Source organism: Roseivirga sp. 4D4 (assembly GCF_001747095.1).
Lineage (GTDB): Bacteria > Bacteroidota > Bacteroidia > Cytophagales > Cyclobacteriaceae > Roseivirga.
The window spans coordinates 3,693,546-3,719,030 of sequence record NZ_MDGP01000001.1 but is presented as its reverse complement, the minus strand read 5'-3'; the positions used below and the strand labels follow the sequence as shown (position 1 = coordinate 3,719,030).

General features: G+C 41.5%; 21 protein-coding genes. 13 read left to right on the top strand and 8 right to left on the bottom strand.

All coding sequences use genetic code 11. From position 1 onward, the window contains the following. Positions 1-7: 7 nt before the first annotated feature. From BFP97_RS16210 to BFP97_RS16200, 3 genes are all read left to right on the top strand, one after another. Positions 8-1,582, top strand: coding sequence for a sensor histidine kinase (locus tag BFP97_RS16210; RefSeq protein WP_069843424.1), 1,575 nt, complete (start codon positions 8-10; stop codon positions 1,580-1,582). Further along, on the top strand, positions 1,575-2,279 hold the full coding sequence (locus tag BFP97_RS16205; protein ID WP_069843423.1) for a response regulator transcription factor: 705 nt from the start codon (positions 1,575-1,577) through the stop codon (positions 2,277-2,279). The genes BFP97_RS16210 and BFP97_RS16205 overlap by 8 nt, the downstream gene beginning before the upstream one ends. Before the next feature lie 137 nt (positions 2,280-2,416). Beyond that, positions 2,417-3,139: a HisA/HisF-related TIM barrel protein gene (locus BFP97_RS16200; protein ID WP_069843422.1), complete on the top strand. Its 723-nt coding sequence runs from the start codon at positions 2,417-2,419 to the stop codon at positions 3,137-3,139. Positions 3,140-3,143: 4 nt separating this feature from the next. On the opposite strand, the gene BFP97_RS16195 is transcribed toward BFP97_RS16200, so the two are convergent. Together BFP97_RS16195 and BFP97_RS16190 are read right to left on the bottom strand one after the other, a co-directional pair. Further along, entirely contained in the window at positions 3,144-5,531 is a 2,388-nt protein-coding gene (locus tag BFP97_RS16195; protein ID WP_069843421.1) for a TonB-dependent receptor, read from the bottom strand. 72 nt (positions 5,532-5,603) lie between these two features. Then, complete coding sequence (locus BFP97_RS16190) at positions 5,604-5,975, bottom strand: hypothetical protein (RefSeq protein WP_069843420.1); 372 nt, start codon at positions 5,973-5,975, stop codon at positions 5,604-5,606. Between the two features lie 108 nt (positions 5,976-6,083). On the opposite strand from BFP97_RS16190, the gene BFP97_RS16185 reads away from it, so the two are divergent. Together BFP97_RS16185 and BFP97_RS16180 are read left to right on the top strand one after the other, a co-directional pair. Next, a complete protein-coding gene (locus BFP97_RS16185; protein WP_069843419.1) occupies positions 6,084-6,422 on the top strand; it encodes a tRNA-binding protein in 339 nt (112 codons plus the stop codon). 11 nt (positions 6,423-6,433) lie between these two features. Then, entirely contained in the window at positions 6,434-8,869 is a 2,436-nt protein-coding gene (locus BFP97_RS16180; protein WP_170827491.1) for a bifunctional UDP-N-acetylmuramoyl-tripeptide:D-alanyl-D-alanine ligase/alanine racemase, read from the top strand. On the opposite strand, the gene BFP97_RS20765 is transcribed toward BFP97_RS16180, so the two are convergent. Further along, entirely contained in the window at positions 8,870-9,031 is a 162-nt protein-coding gene (locus BFP97_RS20765) for a hypothetical protein (RefSeq protein WP_170827490.1), read from the bottom strand. Between the two features lie 46 nt (positions 9,032-9,077). On the opposite strand from BFP97_RS20765, the gene BFP97_RS16175 reads away from it, so the two are divergent. The 3 genes from BFP97_RS16175 (at position 9,078) to feoB (ending at position 12,815) form a co-directional block, all read left to right on the top strand. After that, positions 9,078-10,409: an HTTM domain-containing protein gene (locus tag BFP97_RS16175; protein ID WP_255399475.1), complete on the top strand. Its 1,332-nt coding sequence runs from the start codon at positions 9,078-9,080 to the stop codon at positions 10,407-10,409. Between the two features lie 65 nt (positions 10,410-10,474). Further along, positions 10,475-10,699: a ferrous iron transport protein A gene (locus BFP97_RS16170; protein ID WP_069843418.1), complete on the top strand. Its 225-nt coding sequence runs from the start codon at positions 10,475-10,477 to the stop codon at positions 10,697-10,699. Between the two features lies 1 nt (position 10,700). Next, a complete protein-coding gene (feoB, locus tag BFP97_RS16165; RefSeq protein WP_069843417.1) occupies positions 10,701-12,815 on the top strand; it encodes a ferrous iron transport protein B in 2,115 nt (704 codons plus the stop codon). Here the strand turns inward: feoB and BFP97_RS16160 are convergent. The 3 genes from BFP97_RS16160 to BFP97_RS16150 are packed head-to-tail and all read right to left on the bottom strand — an operon-like array spanning position 12,812 to position 15,923. Further along, complete coding sequence (locus BFP97_RS16160; RefSeq protein WP_069843416.1) at positions 12,812-14,284, bottom strand: carboxypeptidase-like regulatory domain-containing protein; 1,473 nt, start codon at positions 14,282-14,284, stop codon at positions 12,812-12,814. The two genes, feoB and BFP97_RS16160, sit on opposite strands and share 4 nt — an antisense overlap. A gap of 8 nt (positions 14,285-14,292) precedes the next feature. Continuing rightward, positions 14,293-15,300, bottom strand: a complete 1,008-nt coding sequence (locus BFP97_RS16155; RefSeq protein WP_069843415.1) for a FecR domain-containing protein — start codon at positions 15,298-15,300, stop codon at positions 14,293-14,295. 50 nt (positions 15,301-15,350) lie between these two features. After that, positions 15,351-15,923, bottom strand: coding sequence for an RNA polymerase sigma-70 factor (locus BFP97_RS16150; protein WP_069843414.1), 573 nt, complete (start codon positions 15,921-15,923; stop codon positions 15,351-15,353). Between the two features lie 114 nt (positions 15,924-16,037). Between BFP97_RS16150 and BFP97_RS16145 the strand changes: the two genes are divergently transcribed. The 4 genes from BFP97_RS16145 to BFP97_RS16130 all read left to right on the top strand — a co-directional run bounded on the left by BFP97_RS16145 (position 16,038) and on the right by BFP97_RS16130 (position 20,554). Further along, positions 16,038-17,858, top strand: a complete 1,821-nt coding sequence (locus BFP97_RS16145; RefSeq protein ID WP_069843413.1) for a MutS-related protein — start codon at positions 16,038-16,040, stop codon at positions 17,856-17,858. 75 nt (positions 17,859-17,933) lie between these two features. Further along, complete coding sequence (locus BFP97_RS16140) at positions 17,934-19,070, top strand: 5-(carboxyamino)imidazole ribonucleotide synthase (protein ID WP_069843412.1); 1,137 nt, start codon at positions 17,934-17,936, stop codon at positions 19,068-19,070. Beyond that, positions 19,067-19,573, top strand: a complete 507-nt coding sequence (gene purE / locus BFP97_RS16135; protein WP_069843411.1) for a 5-(carboxyamino)imidazole ribonucleotide mutase — start codon at positions 19,067-19,069, stop codon at positions 19,571-19,573. Before BFP97_RS16140 ends, purE begins: the two co-directional genes overlap by 4 nt. A gap of 336 nt (positions 19,574-19,909) precedes the next feature. Continuing rightward, positions 19,910-20,554 (top strand): hypothetical protein, encoded by a 645-nt coding sequence (locus BFP97_RS16130; RefSeq protein WP_069843410.1) that lies wholly within the window; start codon positions 19,910-19,912, stop codon positions 20,552-20,554. Positions 20,555-20,727: 173 nt separating this feature from the next. On the opposite strand, the gene BFP97_RS16125 is transcribed toward BFP97_RS16130, so the two are convergent. Both BFP97_RS16125 and BFP97_RS16120 read right to left on the bottom strand, forming a co-directional pair. Continuing rightward, positions 20,728-23,775, bottom strand: a complete 3,048-nt coding sequence (locus BFP97_RS16125; RefSeq protein ID WP_069843409.1) for an AsmA-like C-terminal region-containing protein — start codon at positions 23,773-23,775, stop codon at positions 20,728-20,730. Positions 23,776-23,861: 86 nt separating this feature from the next. Continuing rightward, positions 23,862-24,398, bottom strand: coding sequence for a PepSY-associated TM helix domain-containing protein (locus tag BFP97_RS16120; RefSeq protein WP_069843408.1), 537 nt, complete (start codon positions 24,396-24,398; stop codon positions 23,862-23,864). A 214-nt stretch (positions 24,399-24,612) separates the two neighbouring features. Here BFP97_RS16120 and BFP97_RS16115 point away from each other — a divergent pair, with 214 nt between their 5' ends. Then, positions 24,613-25,485, top strand: coding sequence for a hypothetical protein (locus BFP97_RS16115; protein WP_069843407.1), 873 nt, complete (start codon positions 24,613-24,615; stop codon positions 25,483-25,485).

The following is a 25,485-nucleotide window of genomic DNA, read 5'->3' as shown; positions in this document are numbered from 1 at the left end:
TTGAAGCATGAGCCGTGTGCGGATTCGTTGGTTGATTGGTTTACTAAGCTGCGCCCTTCTGGGACTCGTGGCCTTTCAGTACTATTGGATTACTGAGGTGAACAAGGTGAATAAGGAACGCTTCAACCAAAATGTGAATGATGCCCTGATACAGGTTACCCAGCGCCTGGCCATTGAAAATGACATTAGTTTTCTGCAACGTGGGATGAACACTGGGGTCCGCCCATTACCCCAAAGGAATGTGCCTTTCGACACCATGAATACCCTGGTAAGTAACAGCGAAGGAATGCCACAAGGCGAGATTCCTCCCTCAGAAGAATTCATGTCAGGTACCTTCCAGTTAGTTGATGAAACCACTGGTCAAGTGGTATTTGAGTTTGGTTTCGAATCACTAATGCAAACACCCGGATTTAACCCCAACCAGCTTGCCAATTCTCGCGCTAGACAAATTGAAATGGAGCGTCAAATGAATAGACGGATCGAGATGATGAAACAAAGCTGGTTTAATCATCTCGCGGGAAGCAACAACCTCTTTGCAAGAGTAAACCCTGACGTTCTTGACACTTTACTGTCTGAAGAACTCGCAAACAGAGGCTTAGACATTCCTTACAATTATGGTATTCTGCATGAACCTACCAATGAAGTGAAACTACTGAATGCAGAATTTAAAAGTGATGAAGAAGGCATTAAGAATTCTGACCTGGCCGTAAATCTTTTCCCTACCGATTTAAATGAAAAAGAGTTTTATCTGGCTATAGATTTTCCTGGTAAGAAAAGATACCTTATGCAGCAGGCTATAGTTCCCCTATCGGCATCCGGGCTCTTGTTGATCATTGTAATCGCATGTTTTGCCTATGCAATCATGGTTATCCTAAGGCAAAAGAAGTTATCTGAGATCAAGAACGACTTCGTGAATAACATGACCCACGAATTCAAAACACCTATTGCCACTGTTTCATTGGCTACTGAAGCCTTGCAGGACGATGATATCAAGGGCAATAAGGCTATTGTCGATCGCTACGTTCAAGTAATCAGAGATGAGAACAAACGTTTGGGTCTTCAGGTAGAAAAAGTATTACAGATCGCAAGTCTGGATAAAAAAGACTTCAAACTCAAATTCGAGCAAGCCGACCTCCATGACATCATAGAAAAGGCTTTAGTCAATATTAATATCCTCGTTGAGAAGAGAGGTGGACAAATCACCAGTCAGTTACTTGCCTCTAACCCATTGGTCGAAGCTGATAAGGTTCATCTGACCAATATCATCTACAACCTATTGGACAATGCCAATAAGTACTCTGCTGGAGCTCCTGAAATCCATATCAGAACTGATAACATTTCAACTGGTATCATTCTAAAGATCTCTGACAAGGGGATTGGCATGTCAAAAGAGTCAATAGAGAAAATTTTTGATAAATTCTATCGAGTTTCAACTGGCAATGTACATGATGTCAAAGGCTTTGGTTTAGGATTATCATATGTTAAAAACATCGTTGGCTTGCATCATGGCACGATCAATGTGAAAAGTGAAGTTGGACAAGGAAGCACATTTAAAATCTACTTACCCTTTAACAATGGCTAGTTTCAAATTATTATTGGTAGAAGACGATCCAAACCTGGGTCAAATATTGAACGAATACCTTTCCCTGAAAGGGTATGAAACTCGTCTATGCCGAGATGGCGAAGAGGGCTTGAATGCCTTCAAAAGCGAGCCGTTCGACTTATGCCTATTCGACATCATGCTTCCCAAAAAAGATGGTTTTTCTATGGCGAAGGAAATCAGGCGTAATGACTCAGTTACACCCATTATGTTCCTTACAGCCAAGTCAATGAAAGAAGATACGATTGAAGGGTTCAAGATTGGTGCCGATGACTACATCACAAAGCCATTCAGCATGGAAGAACTTCTCCTTAGAATTCAAGCTATTCTAAGAAGGACGGGAGAGAAAAACCCTCAGTTTTCTGACCAAAAAGACTTTGATTTTGGTGCCTTTCATTTCGACTACGATAAACAGCTTCTAATTGAAAACGATAATCAGACAAAATTGACGTCCAAGGAGTCTGAACTTCTAAGGTTGCTCTGTTTACATATCAACCAGCCTTTGGATAGATCCACTGCATTAAAGATGATCTGGAGGGATGATAGTTACTTCAACGCCAGAAGTATGGACGTCTACATTGCAAAACTGCGCAAGCACTTGAAAGTAGATCCATCCGTTCAAATCATGACCTTACATGGCTCTGGCTTTAAACTCATCACGAACGCCCAACCAGAATAAGATTCGAGCCCTTCTTGGGGGATTCGTTAATTTTTCGTATTTTCATAAGCTTCGGTTATAACAAAAATTTAAACTCTGCACTCCGCTCGTGAGCTTAAATTTTACTAGTTTAACCCCATTGATTTTTCTGAGACACTATGATTCAAATTATACCTTCTATCTCTATTATTGACGGAAAGCTTACTAGGCTCAAACAAGGAGACTACAAGAGTGAAAAGGTCTATAAAAACAGTCCAGTAGATATCGCGAAGCAATTTGAAGAGTACGGAATTCAAAAGATACATATAGTGGATTTGGATGGAGCACTCAAAGGCAGTCCAATCAACTACCACATATTAGAATCAATCGCGGGATACACAGGTCTGAAAATTGACTTCAGTGGTGGTATTTCAACAGATGGAGACATTAGCAAGGCATATGAGTATGGTGCCACTTCCATTACGGCAGCCTCAATAGCCGTGGATAAAAAAGAATTGTTCTCTTCATGGATGCTCTCTTATGGTCGTGAAAAAATCACCTTGGGCGCAGATTCTAAGAAGGGCAAAATCGCGATACGCGGTTGGCAAAAAAATACTAGAACTGAACTTGACGATCACATCGACTATTTCTATATGCGGGGCATTAAGTACGTCAAGTGTTCTGATGTCGACAAGGATGGCATTCAAGAGGGGCCAAATTTTGAATTGTATGAACGCCTGGTAGAAAAGTTTCCTGATATATTTTTCCTTGCCAGTGGTGGTGTAAGATCCGTTGATGACATCAAACGTCTCGAAGATATCGGTGTAAAAGGAGTGATTTTTGGCCGTGCGTACTACGAAGGAAACCTTACACTCAAAGACATTGAGAGTCTGGTTAAATAGCTAATTAGAAGCTATAACTAAGCTTAAGGCTCACGTTCCTTCCCAAATCATCTGCATAGTATCTGAAGCGATTTAAGTAATCCCTGTAGCTATTATTGAATAAATTATCAATTGACATAAAGACGTTCAGTCTATGGTCATTTTGAAATTTCAAGTCAAAGCCGCCACTGAGGTTAAAATTGACATAACCATCAGGTGGTGCGACAAAATCGAAGATTGATGGATCACTCGCGAATAGATCAACATCATTGTTCCTTGCTTCCAGCACCTCGGAGATCGTTACGACCCTAGGCGCATTACGCTGTCTGGCCACTGCTCTGAATCCAGCAGATAAAAATGGTTTTTGGAGCCTCCCCTCAGTAAAATTGTAAACGAACGCTCCTTCCAATTGGCTAGTTGGTATGTTAATCAGCGGACTATCCAAGAGCCTGTCTTTCGCTCTGATTAAGGATAACTTAGTTGTAGCCTCTAAACGATCTGAAAATCGATATTCAAAATCAGTATCTAAGCCATAGAGTAGTGCGTCAGTCTGACGATAGGCAAATACAGGGAACGCTCCTCGTATCGTCAGCGCTACACTTTCGGGCCTTAGGTATATATAGTCGGTAATTAGGTTGTAGTAAGCTGAAATATTTAAACTATACCGATCGGTATATTTTTCTAAGCTATTGATCCACTTGACAGACTTTTCGGAAACTAACTGATCATTGCCTTCTTCAATTGCAGCAGCCCCATGATGAAGCCCTTCACTGTAGAGCTCATTTACGTGCGGAGCCCTCCATGCTGTCCCTACGTTCGACCGTAAGGTCCATTCATTCGACAAAAAGAATACAGCTCCAACAGAGCCAGTCACATTATTAAAATCAAATTCAGGTTTCAAAAGGTTATTATTCCGATCAAAACGCTTTACCAAATAATGCCTGTAATCATATCGAACACCAAATTCTAGTTCATAGGCTGTTTTAATAAAGCGCCCAATGACGTGCGCACCAGCGGTCCAATTTTCAAAATCTGGAATCAAGGGACGAATGCCCGTTTCAGGATTATTCTCGTTCACCTGATATAAGAAACTGGCACCAACATCCCACTTCCAGTTTCCTCTTACCTCCATATCTAAGTCAACATCGAGCGTATGTGTTACTAGGTCTAACGAAAGCGCAGGAATAGTAGATCTGCCTGCTCTTCTTATATCAAACTCCTCTCTCTGATTCTTTTGAAGGCCATACTGTATGGAAAAATCACCAAGATCCTTGTACTCAACATGACCATTTGCCTTCAACAATTGATGCTTGACCGCCTGAAATGGATTATTAATATCATAACTGAAGTCTTCGATAAACAAGGGCCTATCACTATTGATAGCCAATTGCAAATCTGTCAGGTTCCCAATATGCGCACTTCTCAGCACACCTAATTCCGCATCGAAGCTACTGTAGAAAATCTCAAGGCCTGCATTCTCTTTATGATAGCCAAAGCCCAAGGAAAAATTTTGTTCTTCAGTACCCGTATTCGTAAGGCGATAGTCAGCCGCCTGAGCATCTCCTCCTTTTTTAAAAGTACCTTGAACGCGCCATCCGAAACCATCCAAACCTTTTATACCTCCCTCGAAAAGAGCAGAGGTGGCATACAACCTGCTATTCGAAGCCCCTAGTGCATTCACCCTGCCTGAAAACGAGGGGCTGTTAGGCAACTCTGCAGGGTTGACCAAAATGACCCCACCAATAGCATCAGAACCATACTTCACTGCGGCAGCTCCTTTGATTAATCTTAAATTGTTGGCTACAAAGGGATCAATTTCAGGAGCATGTTCTTGCCCCCATTTCTGTCCTTCTTGCCTTATACCATTGTTCAGAATCAGGATACGATTGCTATGAAGCCCATGAATGACTGGCTTTGCAATAGTTGGGCCCGTCTGCAGCATATTGACTCCTGTGATCTCGGTTAAGGTCTCGCCTAAGGAGGCTCCTGCAGATTTGGTCAGTGCCTCTTTATTGATTTCACTACGCTGGATGGTCACTATATCTGCAACCTTCTCTTCTTCCACGGTCACTTCCCCGAGATTCTTTACGTCAACCAGTAACTTGATTTCAATATCGTTCTGACCACTCTTCAGGACCATCTTCTCCTCAAAAGTCTGAAACCCGATAAACCTAACAAGTATAGACACCTCTGGCTGGCATATACTCAGAACCTCGAAGCTTCCATCAGACTTATTCACTAAAACCTGCTTACCACTATCTGCGGTAATCTCTATTGTAGCAAATGGGATTCCTTTACCACTTTCAGCGGAAATCACTCTTCCCTTAATATCATAAACACAGTGGGTTTGGGCATTCGAAATGCCTGCCGCGAGAAGAAAAATCAGAAAAATTGACAAAGGGCCCCTAAGCATGGAGCAAAAGTATAGGTTTTTGCAACGGTATTGCAAATAATAATTACAAACGGAGAATATTAGGATAACGGATCAGCCGTCTACGTGCTTGAACTTGTAGAACAGGTAATAGAAAATATTAAATGAAACGTCAGATTTTCCGTCTTTCGTTTTCACCTTTTCAGAATTATTCACTGGAGGAGTAACTAACTTTGGAGCCACACGATCAATGATAATGGGCTTGGGAGTCGTTGTAGGGCTATCTTCGGGCTGACCTCTCAATATATCACCAACTGGTTCAGGCTTGCCCTCTTCTAACAATATTTCAGTGCTAGAAGAATCGGTGTTAACGATTACTTCTTCTTCTGGATCTTCTTCACCACCTTCTTGAGCGAATGCCGCTACACTAGTGAAACACAATCCTATAAAGCAAGTTGTTACCAATACTGTGACCTTTTTCAGCATAGTTTACTCTTTTAAGGGCCATAAAAATAACAAAATTTTGTAACTAGCTTAACGCCAAGGCCAAATTTTTGTTTGGTAAATATCGATTATCTTCTTCCCAACGTACTTATGAGCACTATTACATGGCAAGATTTTGAAAAGGTTTCATTGAATATTGGGACCATAGTCAAAGCAGAGGACTACCCTGAAGCACGACATCCTGCATATATTGTTCACGTAGATCTTGGGGCCGAGATTGGTGTGAAAAAATCAAGTGCCCAAATCACAAAGCACTATGACATAGACGATCTAATTGGCAAACAGGTGATTTGTGTTACAAATTTTCCGCCCAAGCAGATTGGAAAATTAATGTCTGAAATATTAATTACTGGATTTCCGGATGAAAATGGAGACGTTGTACTCTCTACGGTAGATATTCCCGTTCCAAATGGAGCTAAACTCTTTTAATCCCTTTTGAATTGAAAATTGGAGCTATAGCCAAAATCATTGACGCCTCGATATTGAGTAAGGGAGTTGAAGTTGACATTGTCGATTTATCTCTGGATAGTAGGTCTGCCAAAGGTTTGCCGAACGAACTTTTCATCGCCATATCAGGACCTAACCATGAAGGTCATGACTTTATTTCCGAGCTCTCTACCAAGGGCATCAAAAATTTCATTGTCGAGAGAGACATCAGCCCTATCCCTGATTGCAACATACTTAAGGTAGAATCTTCGGTTGCTGCTGTTCAAGCCATTGCTAGAACAAAAAGGAAAGCCTTCACCAAAGAAGTCATCGGCATTACGGGAAGCAATGGTAAGACCATAGTAAAGGAATGGTTATCGACCATACTTTCCGTAAGGCATGATGTGATCAAAAGCCCTAAAAGCTATAACTCGCAAATTGGGGTTCCACTTTCTATTTGGCCACTTTCTGAAAAGCATGATATTGGTGTTTTCGAAGCGGGAATATCAAAACCCAATGAGATGGCTAAGTTGGCATCAGTGCTATCTCCTTCCATTGGTATTTTCACCAATATCGGCACCGCCCACGATGAATTCTTTGACTCTGAAGACCAAAAGATATCTGAGAAACTAAAACTCTTTGAGAAGAGCAAAGCACTCATCTTTCGGACAGAGCATACCAAAGTATCTGCCGCCATAAACTCATCTTTCACAGGGGAGAAAGTTAGCTGGTCCACCAGCCCTGGTAGCAATTCGACTGCGCAAGTCAAGATCACCGACCATCAAAACCTTGAGGTTTATTTTAGGAACAACCATTATTCTTTCGATTCCGAATTTAGAGATCAAGCGTCTTTAGAAAACCTAATTCATAGCATCATCTGCGCACTTTACATAGGACTTACAGAAGCTCAAATACAAAAGGGCATCTCTATGATCAACCCGATCAAGATGCGCTTAGAGCTGAAGCGGGGCATTAACAATACCTATCTCATTGATGACACCTATAATAATGACTTGGAGGGCTTGAATAAAGCGCTGGACTTTATGGACCAACAAAGACAGTTGACCAAGAGATCGATCATTCTATCAGACTTTATTCAAAATAAGGCGTCACTCCAATTTTACCATGAGCTCAATAAGCTCCTTCTTCAGAAGGGTATAGACAAGTTGATCGCCATAGGTCCTCAACTATCGGCAAACAAAGAGGCCTTTAGCCTACCTACTGAGTTTTATAAAGACACAGGGAGTTTTCTTGAGTCTTTCTCTCAAACTCAGTTTCAGAAAGAGTTGATCCTTATAAAGGGAGCACGCCAGTTCGCCTTCGAAAGAATTTCAATGGCCTTGGCTGATAAAGGCCATAAGACCGTTCTTGAGATCAATTTAGATGCGGTGACGCACAACCTCAATTTCTATAGATCTTTGCTCAAGCCTGAAACCAAAGTGATGGTTGTGGTCAAAGCGCTAGCCTATGGGGCGGGTAGTTCAGAAATTAGTAAGCTGCTGGAATTCCATAAAGTCGACTATTTGGCCGTTGCCTATGCCGATGAAGGGGTAATGTTGCGACAAGATGGAGTTAAGTTGCCCATTATGGTGATGAATGCTTCGCAAGATGACCCTTACAAGCTGATCGAGTATGATCTTGAACCTGAAATCTATAGTCTGGAACAACTTGAGGCATTTCTTAAAGCCTATCGATTTGTGAACAAGGTTTTACCGGCACACCTCATACTCAACACTGGTATGAATCGCTTGGGTTTCAATGAGGGTGATATTGACGCCTTAATCCAAAAGATTCAAAACAACCCTCACATCAAAATAAAAAGTGTCTTTTCACACTTAGCAGCTTCCGAAGAAAAGACACATGAGGGCTTTACACAAGAGCAAGTCAGCTTATTCCGTGAATATGCCAATCGGATTGAAACAGCCCTTAATCATAGGCCAATAAGACATATTTTGAACTCCGGAGGGATCGTTCGGCATAATGCATTTCAAGAAAATATGGTGAGACTGGGCATTGGACTACATGGCATTGAGGTGAGTGACTTACACGCAGACAAACTTCAAAATACCGCCACCTTGAAAACAGTAATCTCACAAGTTCGAACCGTAAAGGCGGGAGAAACCATAGGTTACGGCCGAAAAGGGAAAGCAGTTAATGATATGGTTATTGCCACCATCGCTATTGGTTATGCCGATGGCTACCTTAGATATTTTGGCAATGGCAATGCATATGTTTTAGTCAATGGTCAAAGAGCCAAAACGGTGGGAAACATCTGTATGGACATGACCATGATCGATGTTACCGACTTATCAGTAACAGTAGGTGATGAAGTGGTGATTTTTGGTAGTAATCCAACCGTGAGTCAACTTGCCGAATGGGGAAATACAATACCTTATGAAGTTTTGACCAACATTAGTGGTCGCGTAAAAAGAGTCTTTTATTCGGAGTAGTTAGCCGCCACAGCCTATATTTCTTTTTAAAGAAACATCCTTTGGAAATCCGCCAAAGTCAAGCTCCTGATTATCATCAAGATTCAATTCGTTCTCTTTCGGTTGTTTAAGAACCTTCTTTTGAACTGGCTTTTCAATAGACTTCTTTTTCTTTTCGGACATGGTTTTATAACCGTAAATTAGATGAATTGATTCAAATTTGAGCGATTTGATCTGGATAAGAAAGCAATTTCAACCTGTAGATAATGCCCCCTTGATTCTTTTCAGAATCATTTTTGGGTTTCTGCTGTTTGCAGAATCTTTCGGAGCAATACTCACCGGCTGGGTAAGAAAAGTTCTGATCGAGCCTGAATTTAACTTCACCATCATTGGCTTTGAGTGGCTACAAGCACCTGATGGTTATGCCATGTACATCCACTTTGGGTTAATGGCTATCTGTGGGTTGATGGTCATGTTTGGCTTTTACTATCGCATCGGAATAGCAGGCTTTACTCTGCTTTGGACTTTGGTCTACTGGATGCAGAAGTCCGCTTACAATAATCACTACTACTTCCTCATTCTTCTTTGCGTCTTTATGCTCTTTTTGCCGGCTCATGCTTATGCCTCTATTGATGCAAAAAGAAAAAATGCCATAGTTTCAACCACTTGTCCCCGCTGGTGCATTAGCATTTTCATTCTGCAAATGTGGATTGTCTACACCTTTGCCTCTCTACACAAATTTTATCCAGGGTGGCTCGAAGGCGACTTTATTGCCATGAATTTTCTAGGCAAGAGCGACTACTGGCTTATTGGTAGCCTGCTTCAAGAACCATGGCTACAAAAGGCGGTCGTGATTGGGGGAATCGCATTCGATGGTTTGATCATCTACTTTTTCCTTTATAAGAAAACCCGAAGAGCTGCATTTATTATCTCTATATTCTTCCATCTGTTTAACTCGGTGGTATTTCAAATAGGCATTTTTCCCTATTTGATGATTGGCTTATCTGTATTCTTCTTTGAGCCCGAATTGATCAGGAAGATATTCTTCAAAAAGAAACCTATTGTCAATTTTGATTCCCTCAACGTACCTCAAATTACCATGAGGAGGTTGTCCATAGCATTTCTCTTTCTGTGTTATTTCATTCTACAACTTTACCTTCCCTTGAGGCACCATTTGTATAAAGGTGACGTATTCTATACAGAGGAGGGCCACAGATTGGCCTGGAGAATGATGCTTCGGTATAAATCAGGCAACACGACTTTTAAAGTAAACTCCACAACACTAGACTCCACCTGGACCGTTACCCCTAGTAAGTTTCTTACAAGAAAGCAATCTGGAGCTATAGTGGGAAAACCAGATATGATTTGGCAGTTTGCCCAATATCTCGAAAAACACTATCAAGAAGAGGGCTTAGGAGATGTTGAAATTCGGGTTGATGCCTTTACACGTTTGAACCAAGGGCCCAATGTCCGGTTGATAGATAGCCAAACGGATCTCACTCAGGTCAAATGGCAGTCATTAAGACACTCTGATTGGATACTGAGTCCAGACAAAAGATAATTATCACTTTGTAAAGCCAAGCTTCACTGCTAAATTGCGCTCTTTATAATTAATCTAAATAAAGATTGAGGAATCTAACCCATCTCAAAATCCACGAAAAGGGGATTATCAAAGGTTTTACCGATGACGTACTATCGATAAAGCTCATGGAAATGGGCTGCTTACCAGGAGCCGAAATCTCACTCCAACTTATAGCTCCTTTTGGCGATCCAATTGCCATAGAAGTTGCGGGCTACCAACTCTCACTTCGCAAAATTGAAGCTTCAAGTATCCTTCTTGAAGAAGCATAAGATGTCAACCAGCAAAAACCTTAAAATAGCACTTGTAGGAAACCCTAATTCTGGGAAATCTACACTGTTCAATTTATTGACAGGCCTTAAACAAAAGACTGGAAACTTTCCTGGTGTAACGGTTGATAAAAAATCTGGCAGGATGAAACTGCCCAATGGCCAACAAGCAGAGTTAATTGATCTTCCTGGAACCTATAGCATCTACCCAAAAACACTCGATGAGCAAATCGTTCAGGAGGTGCTTTTGGACAAGGGTCATGATCAGCACCCAGATGTCATTATCGTTGTAGCTGACGCCTCAAATCTCAAAAGAAACCTACTGCTCTTCACTCAAATCCGTGATCTGAACATTCCGATGGTTCTGGTGCTCAATATGATGGATGTAGCTGAGAGAAGACAGCTGAAAATTGACCTTAGAGGCTTATCAATTGATTTGGGAGTCAAGATTATCCCAACGAATTCCCATACTGGAGACGGAGTCGAGGTCTTAAAAAATGTACTGATTCAGCCTCTTGTTCAGTCCAAGAAACCGTTCTATCAAGTAAAAGGCTTGGCTGAGCAGACTATTGATGACATTAAAGGTGAGTTCACCCTTCATGAGGACTATCAAGCCTTTCAATATGCTCAGCAAAGTGTCAGGTTGAAGTTTCTGGCAGAGTCCGAGAGACAAAGAATTGAAGAGATTAAGAAAGAAAATGGTTTCTACGATGTGCCTACGCAATCACAAGAAACTTTGGGCAGGTATGCACTGATTTCGGACATCGTAGACCGAAACATCAAACAATCCAATGATGCCAAAAAAGCAACGCTTTCACAAAGGATAGATAGAATAACCACGCACAAAGTCTTTGGCTACCTGATTTTCCTTGCCCTACTAACGCTAATTTTCCAAGCGATCTTTGCCTGGGCTGAAGGGCCAATGGACTTAATTGAAGGCTCTTTGGCTAGTTTTAGCGACTGGGTTAAGGGCGCTTTGCCTGAAGGTGTCGTCAACGACTTGCTCACTGATGGAATCATTGCCGGTTTAGCGGGTGTGCTGGTCTTTATCCCACAAATTGCCATACTATTTGGTTTTATTTCACTTCTCGAAGAGTCTGGCTATATGTCTAGAGCGGTCTTTCTTATGGATCGTGTAATGCGAAACTTTGGCCTTAATGGAAAAAGCGTTGTGCCATTGGTTTCGGGCATGGCATGTGCTATTCCGGCCATTATGGCCACTAGAAATATTGAGAACTGGAAGGACCGTTTGATCACGATTTTTGTGACACCTTTCATGAGTTGTTCGGCACGGCTTCCGGTATATACTTTGCTAATCGCCTTGGTAGTGCCTGATGATTATGTTTTCGGCTTATTCAACCTCAAAGGCCTCGTGTTAACAGGCTTATACCTACTCGGCTTCTTTGCTGCAATTTTATCAGCATTGGCCATGAAGTTCATTTTAAAGACAAAGCACAAAGGCTACTTTGTAATGGAGCTTCCGGGCTATAAAATTCCTCAGTGGAAAAATGTGGGCCTCACAATTTTTGAAAAGTCTAAAACCTTCGTAGTTGAGGCAGGAAAAGTAATTATTGCTATCTCTATTTTACTTTGGGTTTTAGCCTCTTACGGCTTTAGTGATAACTTCAAGAATGCAGATACTTATGTGCGGCAGGAACTACCTGCAGATGTCACGAACGCAGATTATGAAATCGCCCTGAATGCCTATAAACTCGAGCATTCACTAGCAGGATCATTTGGCAAAGTGATAGAACCCGCCATTGAGCCGCTAGGCTATGATTGGAAGATTGGCATTGCTCTCATCACTTCTTTTGCTGCACGCGAAGTATTCGTAGGCACAATGTCTACCATTTACAGCATTGGCGCTAACGAAGATGACGAACTGACAATCAAGGAAAAACTAAGCAAGGAGATCAATCCAAAAACTGGAAAACCCATGTACACTATGGCGCTGGGCTTTTCGCTAATGGTATTCTATGCCTTTGCCATGCAATGTATGAGCACTATAGCCGTAGTATATCGGGAAACTAAGGGGTGGAAATGGCCCATCATCCAAATGGTTTACATGACTGCCGTGGCCTATCTTTCGGCATTGCTGACTTATAATATCTTTTCTTAGTCAGGCTTATAATTCAGAGGTAGCCAGTCTGAAAAAGCGCCCCAACGCCACCAGCCTCCAAAGAGCACTTCGCGAGGGTTTTTGAACTGTCCTGGATATCCAATCTCAGTATCATAGTTTATAAAAAAGATGATCGACTTTTGAAAAAGATCAACATCGGTTACATCAAAACCAAAGGTCTGATAACTCGACAGACTTTGACTATCAGTGAGAGAGATGGAAGTCCTAACTTTTTTGTCAGTGTATTTATAATTACCACTTTTTGAGGTACTTCTATAAAGCTTCTTATAAGCATTGGCTTCAAATTCGCCTTTATAGGTAACCTCAACATCTGATTTCGCATGAAGGGTGTATAAAAACTCTTTGTCGGTTTTTTCTAGGGTCAAAATTTCATTGGCGGGAGGAGGATTGAGCGGTGTGGTATACTCAGATGTGACAGAATCATATTGAACCAAATTGAGTTCAAAACCCTCCTCGTCAAGCTTGTCATTGATCATGGCGTTTAAAAAATGCTGAACGGAGCCATTGTACGCTTTTTCACGTTCAATCTCCCACTTATTATAGCGCTTTCGAGATTTTGTTTCTAACTCCTGAAATTTGGCACTTCCGATATTTAGCTTTAAGCCATTCTGAAAACGAAACTCTTCGAGTAGATAGCCAATACGATAACCTAGAGCGCGATTTTCTACATAGAGGATATCATCAGCAGTGACTTTATAATTATCATCCTCATCTAAGTACTGAAAGTTCAGTACCTCAGGATTGACAATCACACACTTCTTGGCATTATCAGACCTACCAAGAAACTCTCTCCTAAAACGCTTAAGAAGCTCCCGATCATCTCTCTTAAATCTCTTCCTAGCCTTTCCCACCACCTGAATACTTTCGAGCACCACAGGGTCTATCTGCATTTCTATGATATACTTGGAATTATCTACGTCATGCTTGTAGTTGAAGGGAATTACCTTCGTTTTGTAACCCACATAGGACACTATGAGGTTAAAGCCGATATCCGGGATATCGTCAATTTCAAAGTTACCTTCGCTGTCGGTGGCGGCTCCTAGGGTACTTCTCTCTATGAATACATTCACATAATGCAGTGGTGCTCTCGTCTCAATATCGATGACCTGGCCAATGATCTTACGCTCACTGTATACTCTTTTTAGAATAATGACAGTGTTGCCTACCTCTCGAAAATAAAGACTGGCCTCGGAAAGAATTTCTGTAAGGATAGTCCTGACAGTTGTTTGTCTATACGCTTTTGAGATCTTAACATCTCTGGGAATGATGTTACTATTGTAAGAAAAATTGACCTCAGAAAGCTTGCCTAGTTGCCTAAGAGAAGCCGGTATGGACGTTCCATTAAACTGTATGGTAATAACGTCATCCAGCACAGATTCACTAGACTCTTGTGCTGAAAGTTGATAGGATGTTAGGAATAGAATAGAAACTAAAAAGCTCCTGACCATGCACCAATTTAATTAGCGCATGCCTTTCCTTCTAATTTTATCTGATTTTCTTTGGTGCGAACGACTTTTAATTGGCTATTAACGAAGGTCACTTGTATTAAATCCAAAACACTATCCAAAGACTTATTTTCGTAAGTCGCGGTCAGTTCACAGTTGTGCAAAGCATCACTGTAATCGATCTTAACCCAATAAGTTTCCTCCAAGTTCTTAATTACTTTTTCAAACGGAGTTTTTTCAAAAACAAGCTTTCTTGTCCACCAGGCCGCATAGTTTTGGTCAACAACAATGTCTTTTTCAATGGACGCCCCATCTTCAGAAAGCATTGCCATCTCACCTGCATTTACAACCTCAGCCTGTTCTTCTTTTTCTACAGAAGAAAACTTGACCGTACCCTCAGTCACATTTAGCTCTACACTTTTTCCGGGGTATGCCTTGACGTCAAAACTTGTGCCCAACACTTCCACTTTGCCTTTGCTTGCGCCAATAACAAAAGGTAGGCTTTCGATTCTTTCTACATCGAAGTTAGCCCCACCATCTAGTGTTACATTTCTATGAGTTTCTCCAAAACCTTTGGCATATGCCAATTTTGAATTAGCATTCAACTTTACAATAGAACCATCTGGTAATGTCACTTCCTTCATTTCAGCCTCAGTCGTAACTTCAGTCAATGAAGAAATACCAATAAGACTATTCACACCATTTCTACCGGTTTCGGATAAGAAGTATCCGGCAGTAAGCACGATCAATAAAGTCGCGGCTATTTTTAAGAACGTATACTTCGGTCTTCGTTCGATTGAGACAATTCTAGTTTGTGGTTTTATCTGATCAGCAACGGCATTCCATGCCTGTGATTTATCAAATGACAAATCATCAGACTGCTCTCCCTCAGCCCACAAATTGAGATAATCTTCGAGTTCAATTTTTAAATCCTCGTTATCAACGAGTTGTTTCTCAAACTCTGATCTCTCTTCTTCGCTTAACTCATTAGCCAAATATTTGACCATCAGCTCTTCCATCACCTATTTTTTTCTATTCACAAACTTAACAACCAACCTCATAGACACCCCTATAGCAATGTGATAATCGGCAGAAAAAAGACTAAGTAGTCCTTTAAACTAGCTCTCAACAGCTTCAGGGCCTTTCCCATGTGCACTTCTACCGTTTTCTTGGAGATTCCCAGCTCTTCAGCAATCTCATGGTATTTCAAGCCTTCCTCTCGGCTAAGCCTAAAAACCCGTTGACATTGCGGTGGCAAATCTTCTAAAGCGTCCTTGATCCGTTTTTGAAGTTCAAAATCGGGTTGGTGACTCACAAACTCCCTTTGAATCTCCACAATACGATCCTGTTTCTTAGAAACGTAGGTAGAAACCACCTTGCGGTGCTTGATGTAATTCAAAGCCGTATTGTAGGCCGCTCGGAAAACGTAGGATTTAAAACTTATGTCAGATCGAATCATCGATCGCTTTTCCCATAAGTTCACAAATGTGGCCTGAACAATCTCTTCGGTAGTATCGCTATCCCGAATAATCCGGATAACGTACCTGCAAGCAGGTTCATAGTACATATTAAAGAGTTTTTCGAAAGCTGCATTATCGCCATTTGAAAAGGCTTCGAGCAACTCACTTTCTTCTATTGCCACAGACAGTATTTTCAGTAAAAGCCCAAGATATAAAGAAATTCTAAATAGAAAGCATGCATCATTTTGTTAGCTTAGCGCACCTCTAAATCCATCTGCTGATTTATCCGTAAGCACATGGAGCAAACTTCTGATTCATTGAAAGATTCTATCCAAAGTACCTTCGAAAAAAGACAAGCTGAATTCCAAAAAGAAGCATCTGAGGCCAAGTCCCGTTACACTTCCTTATCATGGGTAAGGGTCCTGTTATTTGTATTCTCCCTAGTACTCATCATAGTACTTGTCAATGATAAGAATGGTGAGGCTGCCGGTATTGTACTCTTAATTGCTACAGCAGTTTACTTAGCCCTGTTGAAGACGCACTCCCAATTGCGTTTCAAAATGAAACTATCTGCGGCAATGGAGCAGATAAACAGTGATGAGATAAAAAGGCTTCAAAATGATTTTAATGGACTTCAGGAAGGAAACAAGTTCTATCAAGCCACCCATCCTTACCATGAAGATCTCGATGTCTTCGGTAAACACTCTTTATTTCAGTTGCTCAACCGTACCTCCACCTTCATTGGTGAAAACATTTTGGCCAAATGGCTGAGTAATAAAGCAGAGACCAAAGCGATTCTCGACAGACAGGAAAGTGTTAAGGAGCTGTCAACGGATATAGAGTTTAGACAACAATTCCAGGCCTACGGTATGGTGGGAGAAAGCGTAGAAATAAATCATCAACCGCTGTTGAATTGGCTGAAAGAAGACTCGCAGATAAAAAGTGCTACATTTTACAAAGTGGCCTTGGCCATCATGCCCCTTGCCACAGTCGCCACCATCATTATAAGTGGCCTTGGTTATTTGCAATCTGGAGTTCCGATACTCTTGGCCTTTGTGAACATGGGTATTCTCGCAGGACTTTTTAACAAAGTGCAGGCGATTAGCAAGAAGACCGAAACGGGCTATAAATCACTTAACTCTCTGCGCCATCATATTGATATGATTGAAAGAGTTGATTTTAAAAGCAGTCAGCTGAAAGCACTCAAAGCCACAGTCGAACATGACAATGTCAAGGCTTCCAAGATTATCAAGGAACTTCAATTGATTCTTGACAACCTTCAGAATAGAGTGAATACGCTTTACATTATATTCGATGTTTTACTTCTGCTAGACCTTTATTGGTACATAAGGGTCAATACCTGGAAACAAAGGAACCAAGCTGATATTGAAAAATGGTTCAAAACCATCGGAGAACTTGACGCCCTGATCAGTATAGCGGGCTTTGCCTATACGAATCCAGATTTTACTTACCCAAGCATCAGCAATGACCATTTCGACATCAAGGCATCGAAACTGGGGCATCCTTTGATCAATGCTAAGAACCGAGTGACCAATGATTTCGAATTCCATGGTAAAGGAGGTATTTGTCTGATTACTGGATCCAACATGAGTGGCAAAAGCACCTTCCTTAGAACAGTAGGTGTCAACTGTACATTAGGTTTAATGGGAGCCCCAGTGTGTGCTGAAGAAATGACGGTGAGCGACCTCCAGATTTTCACGAGCATGCGAAGTCAAGATGATTTGGAGGAAAATGTATCTTCTTTCTATGCAGAACTTAAAAGACTCAAACAGCTCTTGGCCTCAATCGATGATAAGACCCCGGTGCTCTTTATGATTGACGAAGTACTCAAGGGCACCAATTCTGAGGACCGACATAAGGGTGCTTTGGCCTTGATTAAGCAACTGAACCAAGCCTATGCCTTTGGCTTTGTCTCTACCCATGATATTGAGCTTGGCAACATCACCAATGAACTACAGGGAGTGAAAAACTATAGTTTCAATAGCGAGATTATCGGGGATGAAATCAAATTTGATTATACGCTTACACCCGGAATTTGCAAAAGTTTTAACGCCACCAAGCTCATGCAGAAAATGGGAATTCAGATTCCCGATTGAGTCAAATAAGGCGGCTTATCGTCAGTGATAACTTTGCCATATTTGATTAACTTTGGCCCTTTCTAGTAATACCCTATGTCATTCGATCCTAACCTAAAAATTGGTGTGCTTGGAGGTGGTCAACTTGGCCGCATGATGATCCAGTCGGCCATAGATTTTAACCTCGACATCCACGTCATAGATCCAGACGTCAACGCTCCCTGTAAAAATATTGCAACTACTTTTCAAGTGGGTGCACTGACGGATTTTGATGCCGTCTACAACTTCGGCAAAGACAAGGACCTGATCACTATTGAAATTGAGAACGTCAATACCAAGGCACTTGCGCAGCTCGCGGCTGAAGGCAAGAAGGTCTATCCGCAACCCCATATCATTGAGTTGATCCAAAATAAGCTGCACCAGAAACAATTCTATCAAGAACATGGCATTCCTACTTCAGAATTTATCGAGGTAAGTGGCAAAGCCGAAGTTGCTCAGCATACAGAATTTCTTCCCTTCGTGAATAAACTCGCCACTGGCGGCTATGATGGTCGAGGTGTTCAGATGGTCAGAGATGAAGAGGCCATGGATCAGGCCTTTGAGGCGCATGGCTTTATCGAGAAGCTAGTCGACTATGAAAAAGAGCTCTCAGTAATTGTCGCCCGAAACGAAGCGGGAGACATCACCACCTTTCCAACTGTCGAGATGGTCTTTCACCCAGAGCATAATCTGGTTGAATATCTTTTCTCACCAGCTGAAATAGATGCTAAAGCCGAAGAAGAAGCACAAGCACTGGCAAAGGACCTAATTCAGAAACTAGATATGGTAGGCTTGCTGGCCATAGAAATGTTCCTGACTAAAGACGGAAAACTTCTGGTTAACGAAATCGCTCCACGTACACACAATAGTGGTCATCAGTCAATCGAAGGTAACGTGACCTCTCAGTTTGAACAGCACCTGAGGGCAATACTGAATTGGCCATTGGGTGACACAGACCTTGTACTACCATCAGCCATGTTGAATGTGCTCGGTGAAGCCGGTTTTACGGGTGAGGCGCTATACGAAGGAATGGACGAAGTATTGAACACCGATGGGGTTCATGTGCATCTCTATGGTAAGAAACTCACGAAGCCTTTCCGTAAGATGGGTCATATTACCATTACAGATAAGGATACCGATCGATTAAAGGAAAAAGTTAACTTCGTGAAATCACAACTAAAAGTAAAAGCATGAGCCAGCCAGTTGTAGGAATAATCATGGGCAGTCAATCTGATCTCCCTGTAATGCGTCAAGCCGCCAATGTTTTGGAAGAATTAGGGGTTGACTTTGAGTTGACCATTGTATCTGCTCACAGAACACCTGAACGGATGTTTGAGTACGCTCAAAATGCGAGAAGTAAAGGGCTAAAGGCAATCATTGCCGGTGCAGGCGGTGCAGCTCACCTTCCCGGTATGGTGGCCTCCTTGACCACTTTGCCTGTGATTGGTGTTCCCGTAAAATCAAGTAATTCTATTGATGGTTGGGATTCTGTTCTCTCTATCTTACAAATGCCAGGCGGTGTGCCTGTTGCCACAGTGGCGCTGGATGGTGCCAAAAACGCGGGTATTCTAGCCGCTCAGATTATCGGAAGCTTTGATGAGGCCATTGCTGAAAACCTTCAGCAGTACAAAGCTGAGATGCGACTTAAAGTGGAAAGCAGCATTCACCAGGTAGCTGAAAACGGCTGGAAGGCTTAGACCTAACCCTCAAGCAAGTCATCCCGACAAAGGAGGAATAATCTTGACCGTTCTCCTTTTTGCTGAGTACACAGAGCGGTTAAACAACCGCCTGACCGCTTATAGCGGTCTGACGGAGACCTCCCATCTTATACGCTATCTGGGCTTGACCCGGAATCTCCTTTATGATAGTGGTTAAGATTTCTCCTTTCACTCGAAATGACGTGCTAATTTATTTTTCGGAAACGATTAAGGCTAGTCATCTTGAAATATTAAAGACTACAACTATGGATAGAAAATCAAAAGGCAATACATAGGGTATTAAATCATTATAATTGTTCAATTGGTACAGGATCCATGTTAGTTAATCTCAAGAATACTATCTCAAGCTGCCTCATCATTTTGCTTACAACATTCAGTTGTGGGTCTACTGGTGATTTGGCCCTAGGAACATATACATTCAGTGGTAAGCCTAACATCAATTCAAAACTGGTTCTGAAAAAAAATAATCGATTCGGATACGCAGAATTCAATCATATGATATCGCTTGGGACAAGCGGGGAATTCGAACTAATAGGAAAGAAATTGGTGCTGCATTCAGATACTGCCGAGACCAATTCATCAACTCTGGAATATCTTGAAAGTGATGAAAACTCTTCAATCAACTTAGAAGTGATTTCCCGCGATAATGTAGATAATCAACAAACTGTACCAGCTACTGTACATGTCATATATAAAAACGGAAGACAAAGGACATTTAGATGCAACGATAAAGGTGCATTGAAATTGAAAAATAATGACTTGATAAGTTTGGAAGTAAAATGGATAGGGTATATTCCTGTCAAACACTCTATTACTGAGTTAAAGAGTAACAATATCAGAGTAGTTCTTGTAGAATCAAGTAAGGGGAATACCAGTTTTCACGCCAAGAAATACGTTATTAAGAACAACAAACTGCAAGAAGTCTCTGGTGATAAGAGAAAGCTATTTAGAGTAAGGTGATATCGATCATCAATGGCTCATAAACTTCAATATAGAAACCCAATAGTCAAAACTTCCGCTAGATGAGCACTAGGAATGACTTGAGCAATTCACAAATTCTCTAGTCATCCCGACAAAGGAGGGATCTTTACCACCTAGAATAGGTTCAGAAAACATGACAGGATCATAAAGACCTAATTATCCTTCTTTTTCTTCTTTTTCTTGAAGAGGCCTTTCAAGGCTTCTTTTGCACCGTCAACCACCTTACTCACACTGTCTTTCTTTAAACCTAGTTTGTCTGCGGCCAGTGTGGCTATTGTATCCTTCTTGGCTTGAACAAGGGTATCTACTTTCGCTTTCAGTGAGTCCTTTTGTGCTTCGACCACCTTATTCGCAGAGTCTTTCGCCACTTCTACTTTACTTTCAATTTCTTCCTTAACCTCTTCTTTCTTTTCTTCCACTTTCGCTTCCACAGTAGCGGTCACGGTTTCCTTTACAGTATTTCCGTCCGCTGAAGAGACCGACTTCAAAGCAAACTCGGGTTGGGTAAAGAGTCCTCCCATACCAATATTCAAAATAAGATTGTTACCGGCTAAACTTTGGTTGCTTCCTGTCAAGGAGGAAACTAAGGAATTCAATTGCGATCCCACCTGGCCTGCAGGTACATTCATCTTAAGCAGGTAATCAACAGTTCCATCAATACCGGTACTACCGGCAATGGTTGTTTTATAGTCCCCTAGGTTTACATCAAATGGCTTGATGTACAAGCGGCCCTCTTTAATCTCGGCCTGCATTTTTAGTTTGTCCAAAGTGGCAGTGGAAACTTTTGCCAATTTGGTCACAGAGCTGAGTCCGGCCATTAAATCAGACTGACCTAAGCTAGCCTGTAATATTTGAATGAGACCTCCGCCTGTCAGGGTTGAATAGTCGGGCATCATATCAGCACCTAAGGCCCCATTGATATTGAAATCTGTCGAAAAGAGTCCAGTCATTTTTTCAGTAACTGGAGCCATCTTTTGCACCATGTCAATGGACTGGAATGATGAAGGAATGGATATCTCTTTCGCACCAATCTTGAAATCGAAGGTCGGTTGCTCCGGTCTACTATCATACTCTCCGGTAAGTCCAACAGTACCATTCATGGCTTTAAAGCCAGCATCGTTAAGATTGATAGTACCATCTTTCACGACAAGCTTGCCTTTCATATCGTCCATTTGAAGGCTATTGTAGGTCACTCGGTCCACAGCAGCATTCATGTTAAACTGGACGTTTTCTGGAATTCTCACCACTTCCATCGCCTCAGAAACGGTTTCACCTTCTTCTGCTTCGGCTTCTGTCATCCATTCGCTGATGATCAGTTGGTCGGCCTCGGCCGTAAGCGATCCTCGAAGCACTTCATCGTTAAGGGCAAAACCCAAGTAGTTCGTAATTTCTCCGCTTAGTGAATAACTCGTGGAGCCTGCGGTACCGTCATATTCGGTAAGGCTCATTTTGTCGTTTGTAAATGAAGCCGTCATCTTGCTGATGGTAATCGGCTGGTCGATCGCATCACCTTTGTAGTCAAATCCGGTTAATGATAGATTTCCTTTTGTTGGAATCCTGGAATAGCGTTTAGCTTCTAAATCGCTCATTTTCCCTTTACTTGAAAGGTCTGTCGAGATTTGACCCTTGAGGCTCATCCCTTCCATTGGATAGAGTTTCATCAACTTTTCGAGGTCTAGGTTACCTTCTACATTCACATCCCACTCAAAATTTTCTGGATTTTTTAGCGTCATTGCACCCTTAAAAGGCTGCCCGTCCAACTGAAGAGAGACATTATCTACTTGAATTCTTGTATCCTTCAACTGACCACTTTGGTTAGCCACTTGTGCCTTGATGATGAAATCCTCAATCGGGCTTGGGATATCCGGTGTTTTGATTCGACCATCGGCCAAATCGATATTCAGGTTCATTTGTGGAATGATGTTGCGAATGCTGTCATATACACCATTGGCCTCTGCATCCAGGTTTAGTGTTCCACTCAACTCATAACCTTCCATCGGAAAGTAATTGGCCAGTTCATTCAGGTTTAGATTTCCTTTTACATTGGCATCAAGGCGATAGTCTTTTAAATTTTCGATAACGAGCCGGGCGTCCAATGGATTCGATCCCATTTCTAGATGAAGTTGACTTAAGTCCACTCTTGTATCTTCTATGACACCCGTTGTATTCTGTACAGAAAGGTTCATCTGCACATTTTTGATAGCATCTGGTAGATCGGGGTACTGAAAAAGACCATCATTCACCTTCAGGTTCAAACCAAAAGCAGGCATAGAATTTTCATTGTACTCTCCAGTCACATTCCCAGAGAAAGTCAGTGTTCCTTGTGATTTTAAGTCTTCAAATGATTCCGTATAAACTCCCGGAATGAGTGATAGTAACTGCTTGAATTCGGATCTGGGCGCCTTGAATTTCAGGTCCATTCCAAAGCCATCTTCCAATAATGAGAAGTATCCGTCAACGGCTAGTGGAAAGGAATTAATGCTGATCTCATTTTCTTTGAAGGTGTACTTAGAGTTCGGTAAGTCCATGGACAGCACCACATCGAGATTTACGGTTTTGTCCGTGACATAGTCCGTACCCTCATAGTTCATGTCCACCAGATCAAGGCTCCCTTTACTGATCAAGTCGAATATGTCTGCTTCAAAATCACCTGAACCTTCGACATTAATATTGTCCATTTGCATGAAATACTGAATGCCCTGATCGTAATAGACGAATTCTCCATCTTCGATGCTGAAAGACTTAATACCAAAACTTACCGCAGCTGATTCCTCATTCGAAGTCTCTACCGCTGTCTCATCCGAAGCCTTAGCAATGTCATAGTTAGCTGTGCCATCGGCTAAGCTAATGATAGTAATGCTCGGTTGATCTAAATCGATAGACTTTAAACTGATCGTTTCACCAAATAGTACTTCATTTAGGTCAACAGAAGCGCTTAGGTTCCCTACACTCATGAGTGTATCTCCCTCAAAGATTCCTTTGCCGATAATCCCCATATCCGAAAGCCCTAGAGTAAAATCCGGGAAATTTTTGAGTAGACTCAAGCTAAAGTCGCCAAAATAGAGTTCTGCCTCAGTGCTCTTCTCAAATTCACTGATGACCAACTCCTTAATCTTACCTTTAAAAAAAACGGGGATCAAGAGTACAGCGAGGATGAGGAAACCAAAAAATATTAAGAGTACTTTACCGACCTTTTTCATATCAAAACGTGTGTTACGAAAAACGAAGTTAGCTAATAATAAAGTGTAGCGATGCTAAAGAATCGATTCTTCAACAATAATTAACATTAGCCACCTTTCTTGATTGCCCTGATTTTCTTAGGACCCCACCAAAGCCAAATTCCGGTAACAATGAGAAATAGCAGACCGAAACCTAAAAAGTTCATAGAAACCAGTTTAAAGAGATCAGAGATGATGGAACCATCATGAAGCCGTTCAATCCAATCAGAATGGCGTTTGGCAACTGAGAGAACTTTCAGGTTGGTAGCATCTACTTGGACCTCCCAAGATCCGGTATCAAAAATCACTTTGGCTATGCCTTTAGTCGGTCGATACTCTACACGATCGATATTCGTTCTGTCAAGACCTAAGGAATCTACCGCACTTGCCGCAACATTAGCCAAAGACTCAACCGGTTGATACTGGGCATAATCTAGTTGCTCGCCCTTCTGTGTAGGTGGTTGCAGCAAATCAACATTCTTCTTCCAGCCTAACAGAATCCCTGTTATAGCACTTGTGATTAGTAAAATGGAAATCGAGAGTCCAAGATATCGATGGATCTTCCTATAACCTCGGACGGACTTAGCAACTGACCTTGTACTCATGGGACTGTTAAGGGCGCAATAAGTGTAAAAATCAATCTTTGCGCAAGGATAAACTATATGTTATCTCAATGTTATGAAGAGATACTTGAATATGTTGTTGACATCCTATAAGTCCAGCATAATGGCCAAAATTTGTTTTAATGTTAACTTAATGTTAACTTAGTTTTATCTGAGTTTTACATGGACGACTTAATCAGCTTTAAAAGACAGGTTATTGAAGGCAATAAAATTCATATTGATCATGCTCATTTCTGGCATTTCGCATGTCGGTATGGGAGAGATATATGTCCAGAGTAAGCCTGGCTCATCACCCTCAGAACATCCCATCCATCAGTTTATTATAGGTGAAAAGCTTAAGAATCAAGCAGTAGAAACAAAGGCTCTAGCAAGTAATTACGATCAGATTATCCATAAACTAGAACGGATTAGATCGCGAAAAAAGAGTGATTTAAGCTTTCTCAGGTCTATTTTCTATAGGGTTCACAAGAATAGCCTGGTAGATTATAGCAAAATGGCGACCATGGATGAAACGCTGATGAAGGGTGAGTTTGGATGCTTAACAGGTACGGCCCTTTATGCGCTGATTCTCGATCACTTTGGTTTTGAATACAACATCATAGAGTTAACCAATCACGTGTATGCACAAGTCGAAGTTGAAGGGAGGTTAATCATCATGGAGTCTACACTTCCGGAAGATGGTTTGATGCGCTTGGAGCAAGAAATAAGCACTTCAATGGAACAAGAAGGGCTTGACCCACGTAATATAAGAGCACTCACTACAGTAGGCGAAGGAAGTGATGAATGGGATTTGGTGGATGGTTACAATAGCATAACCATTAAAGAGCTATCAGGACTACAATATTTTAACGAAGCAGTCCGGCTCTTCAAACAAGAAGAATATACAAAAGCGATGGAAATGATTAATGTGGCTTATGACCGCTATCCATCTAAAAGAAATGAAAAACTTATGCAATTAGTCATAAACAAAATATTGAAATACGATCTGATTAAGGAAGAGGTTAAGAACAAATACTTAACGCAGTATGTGAAGTTGGTGAAGCGTAAAAAACTGAGTCAGACTAAATAA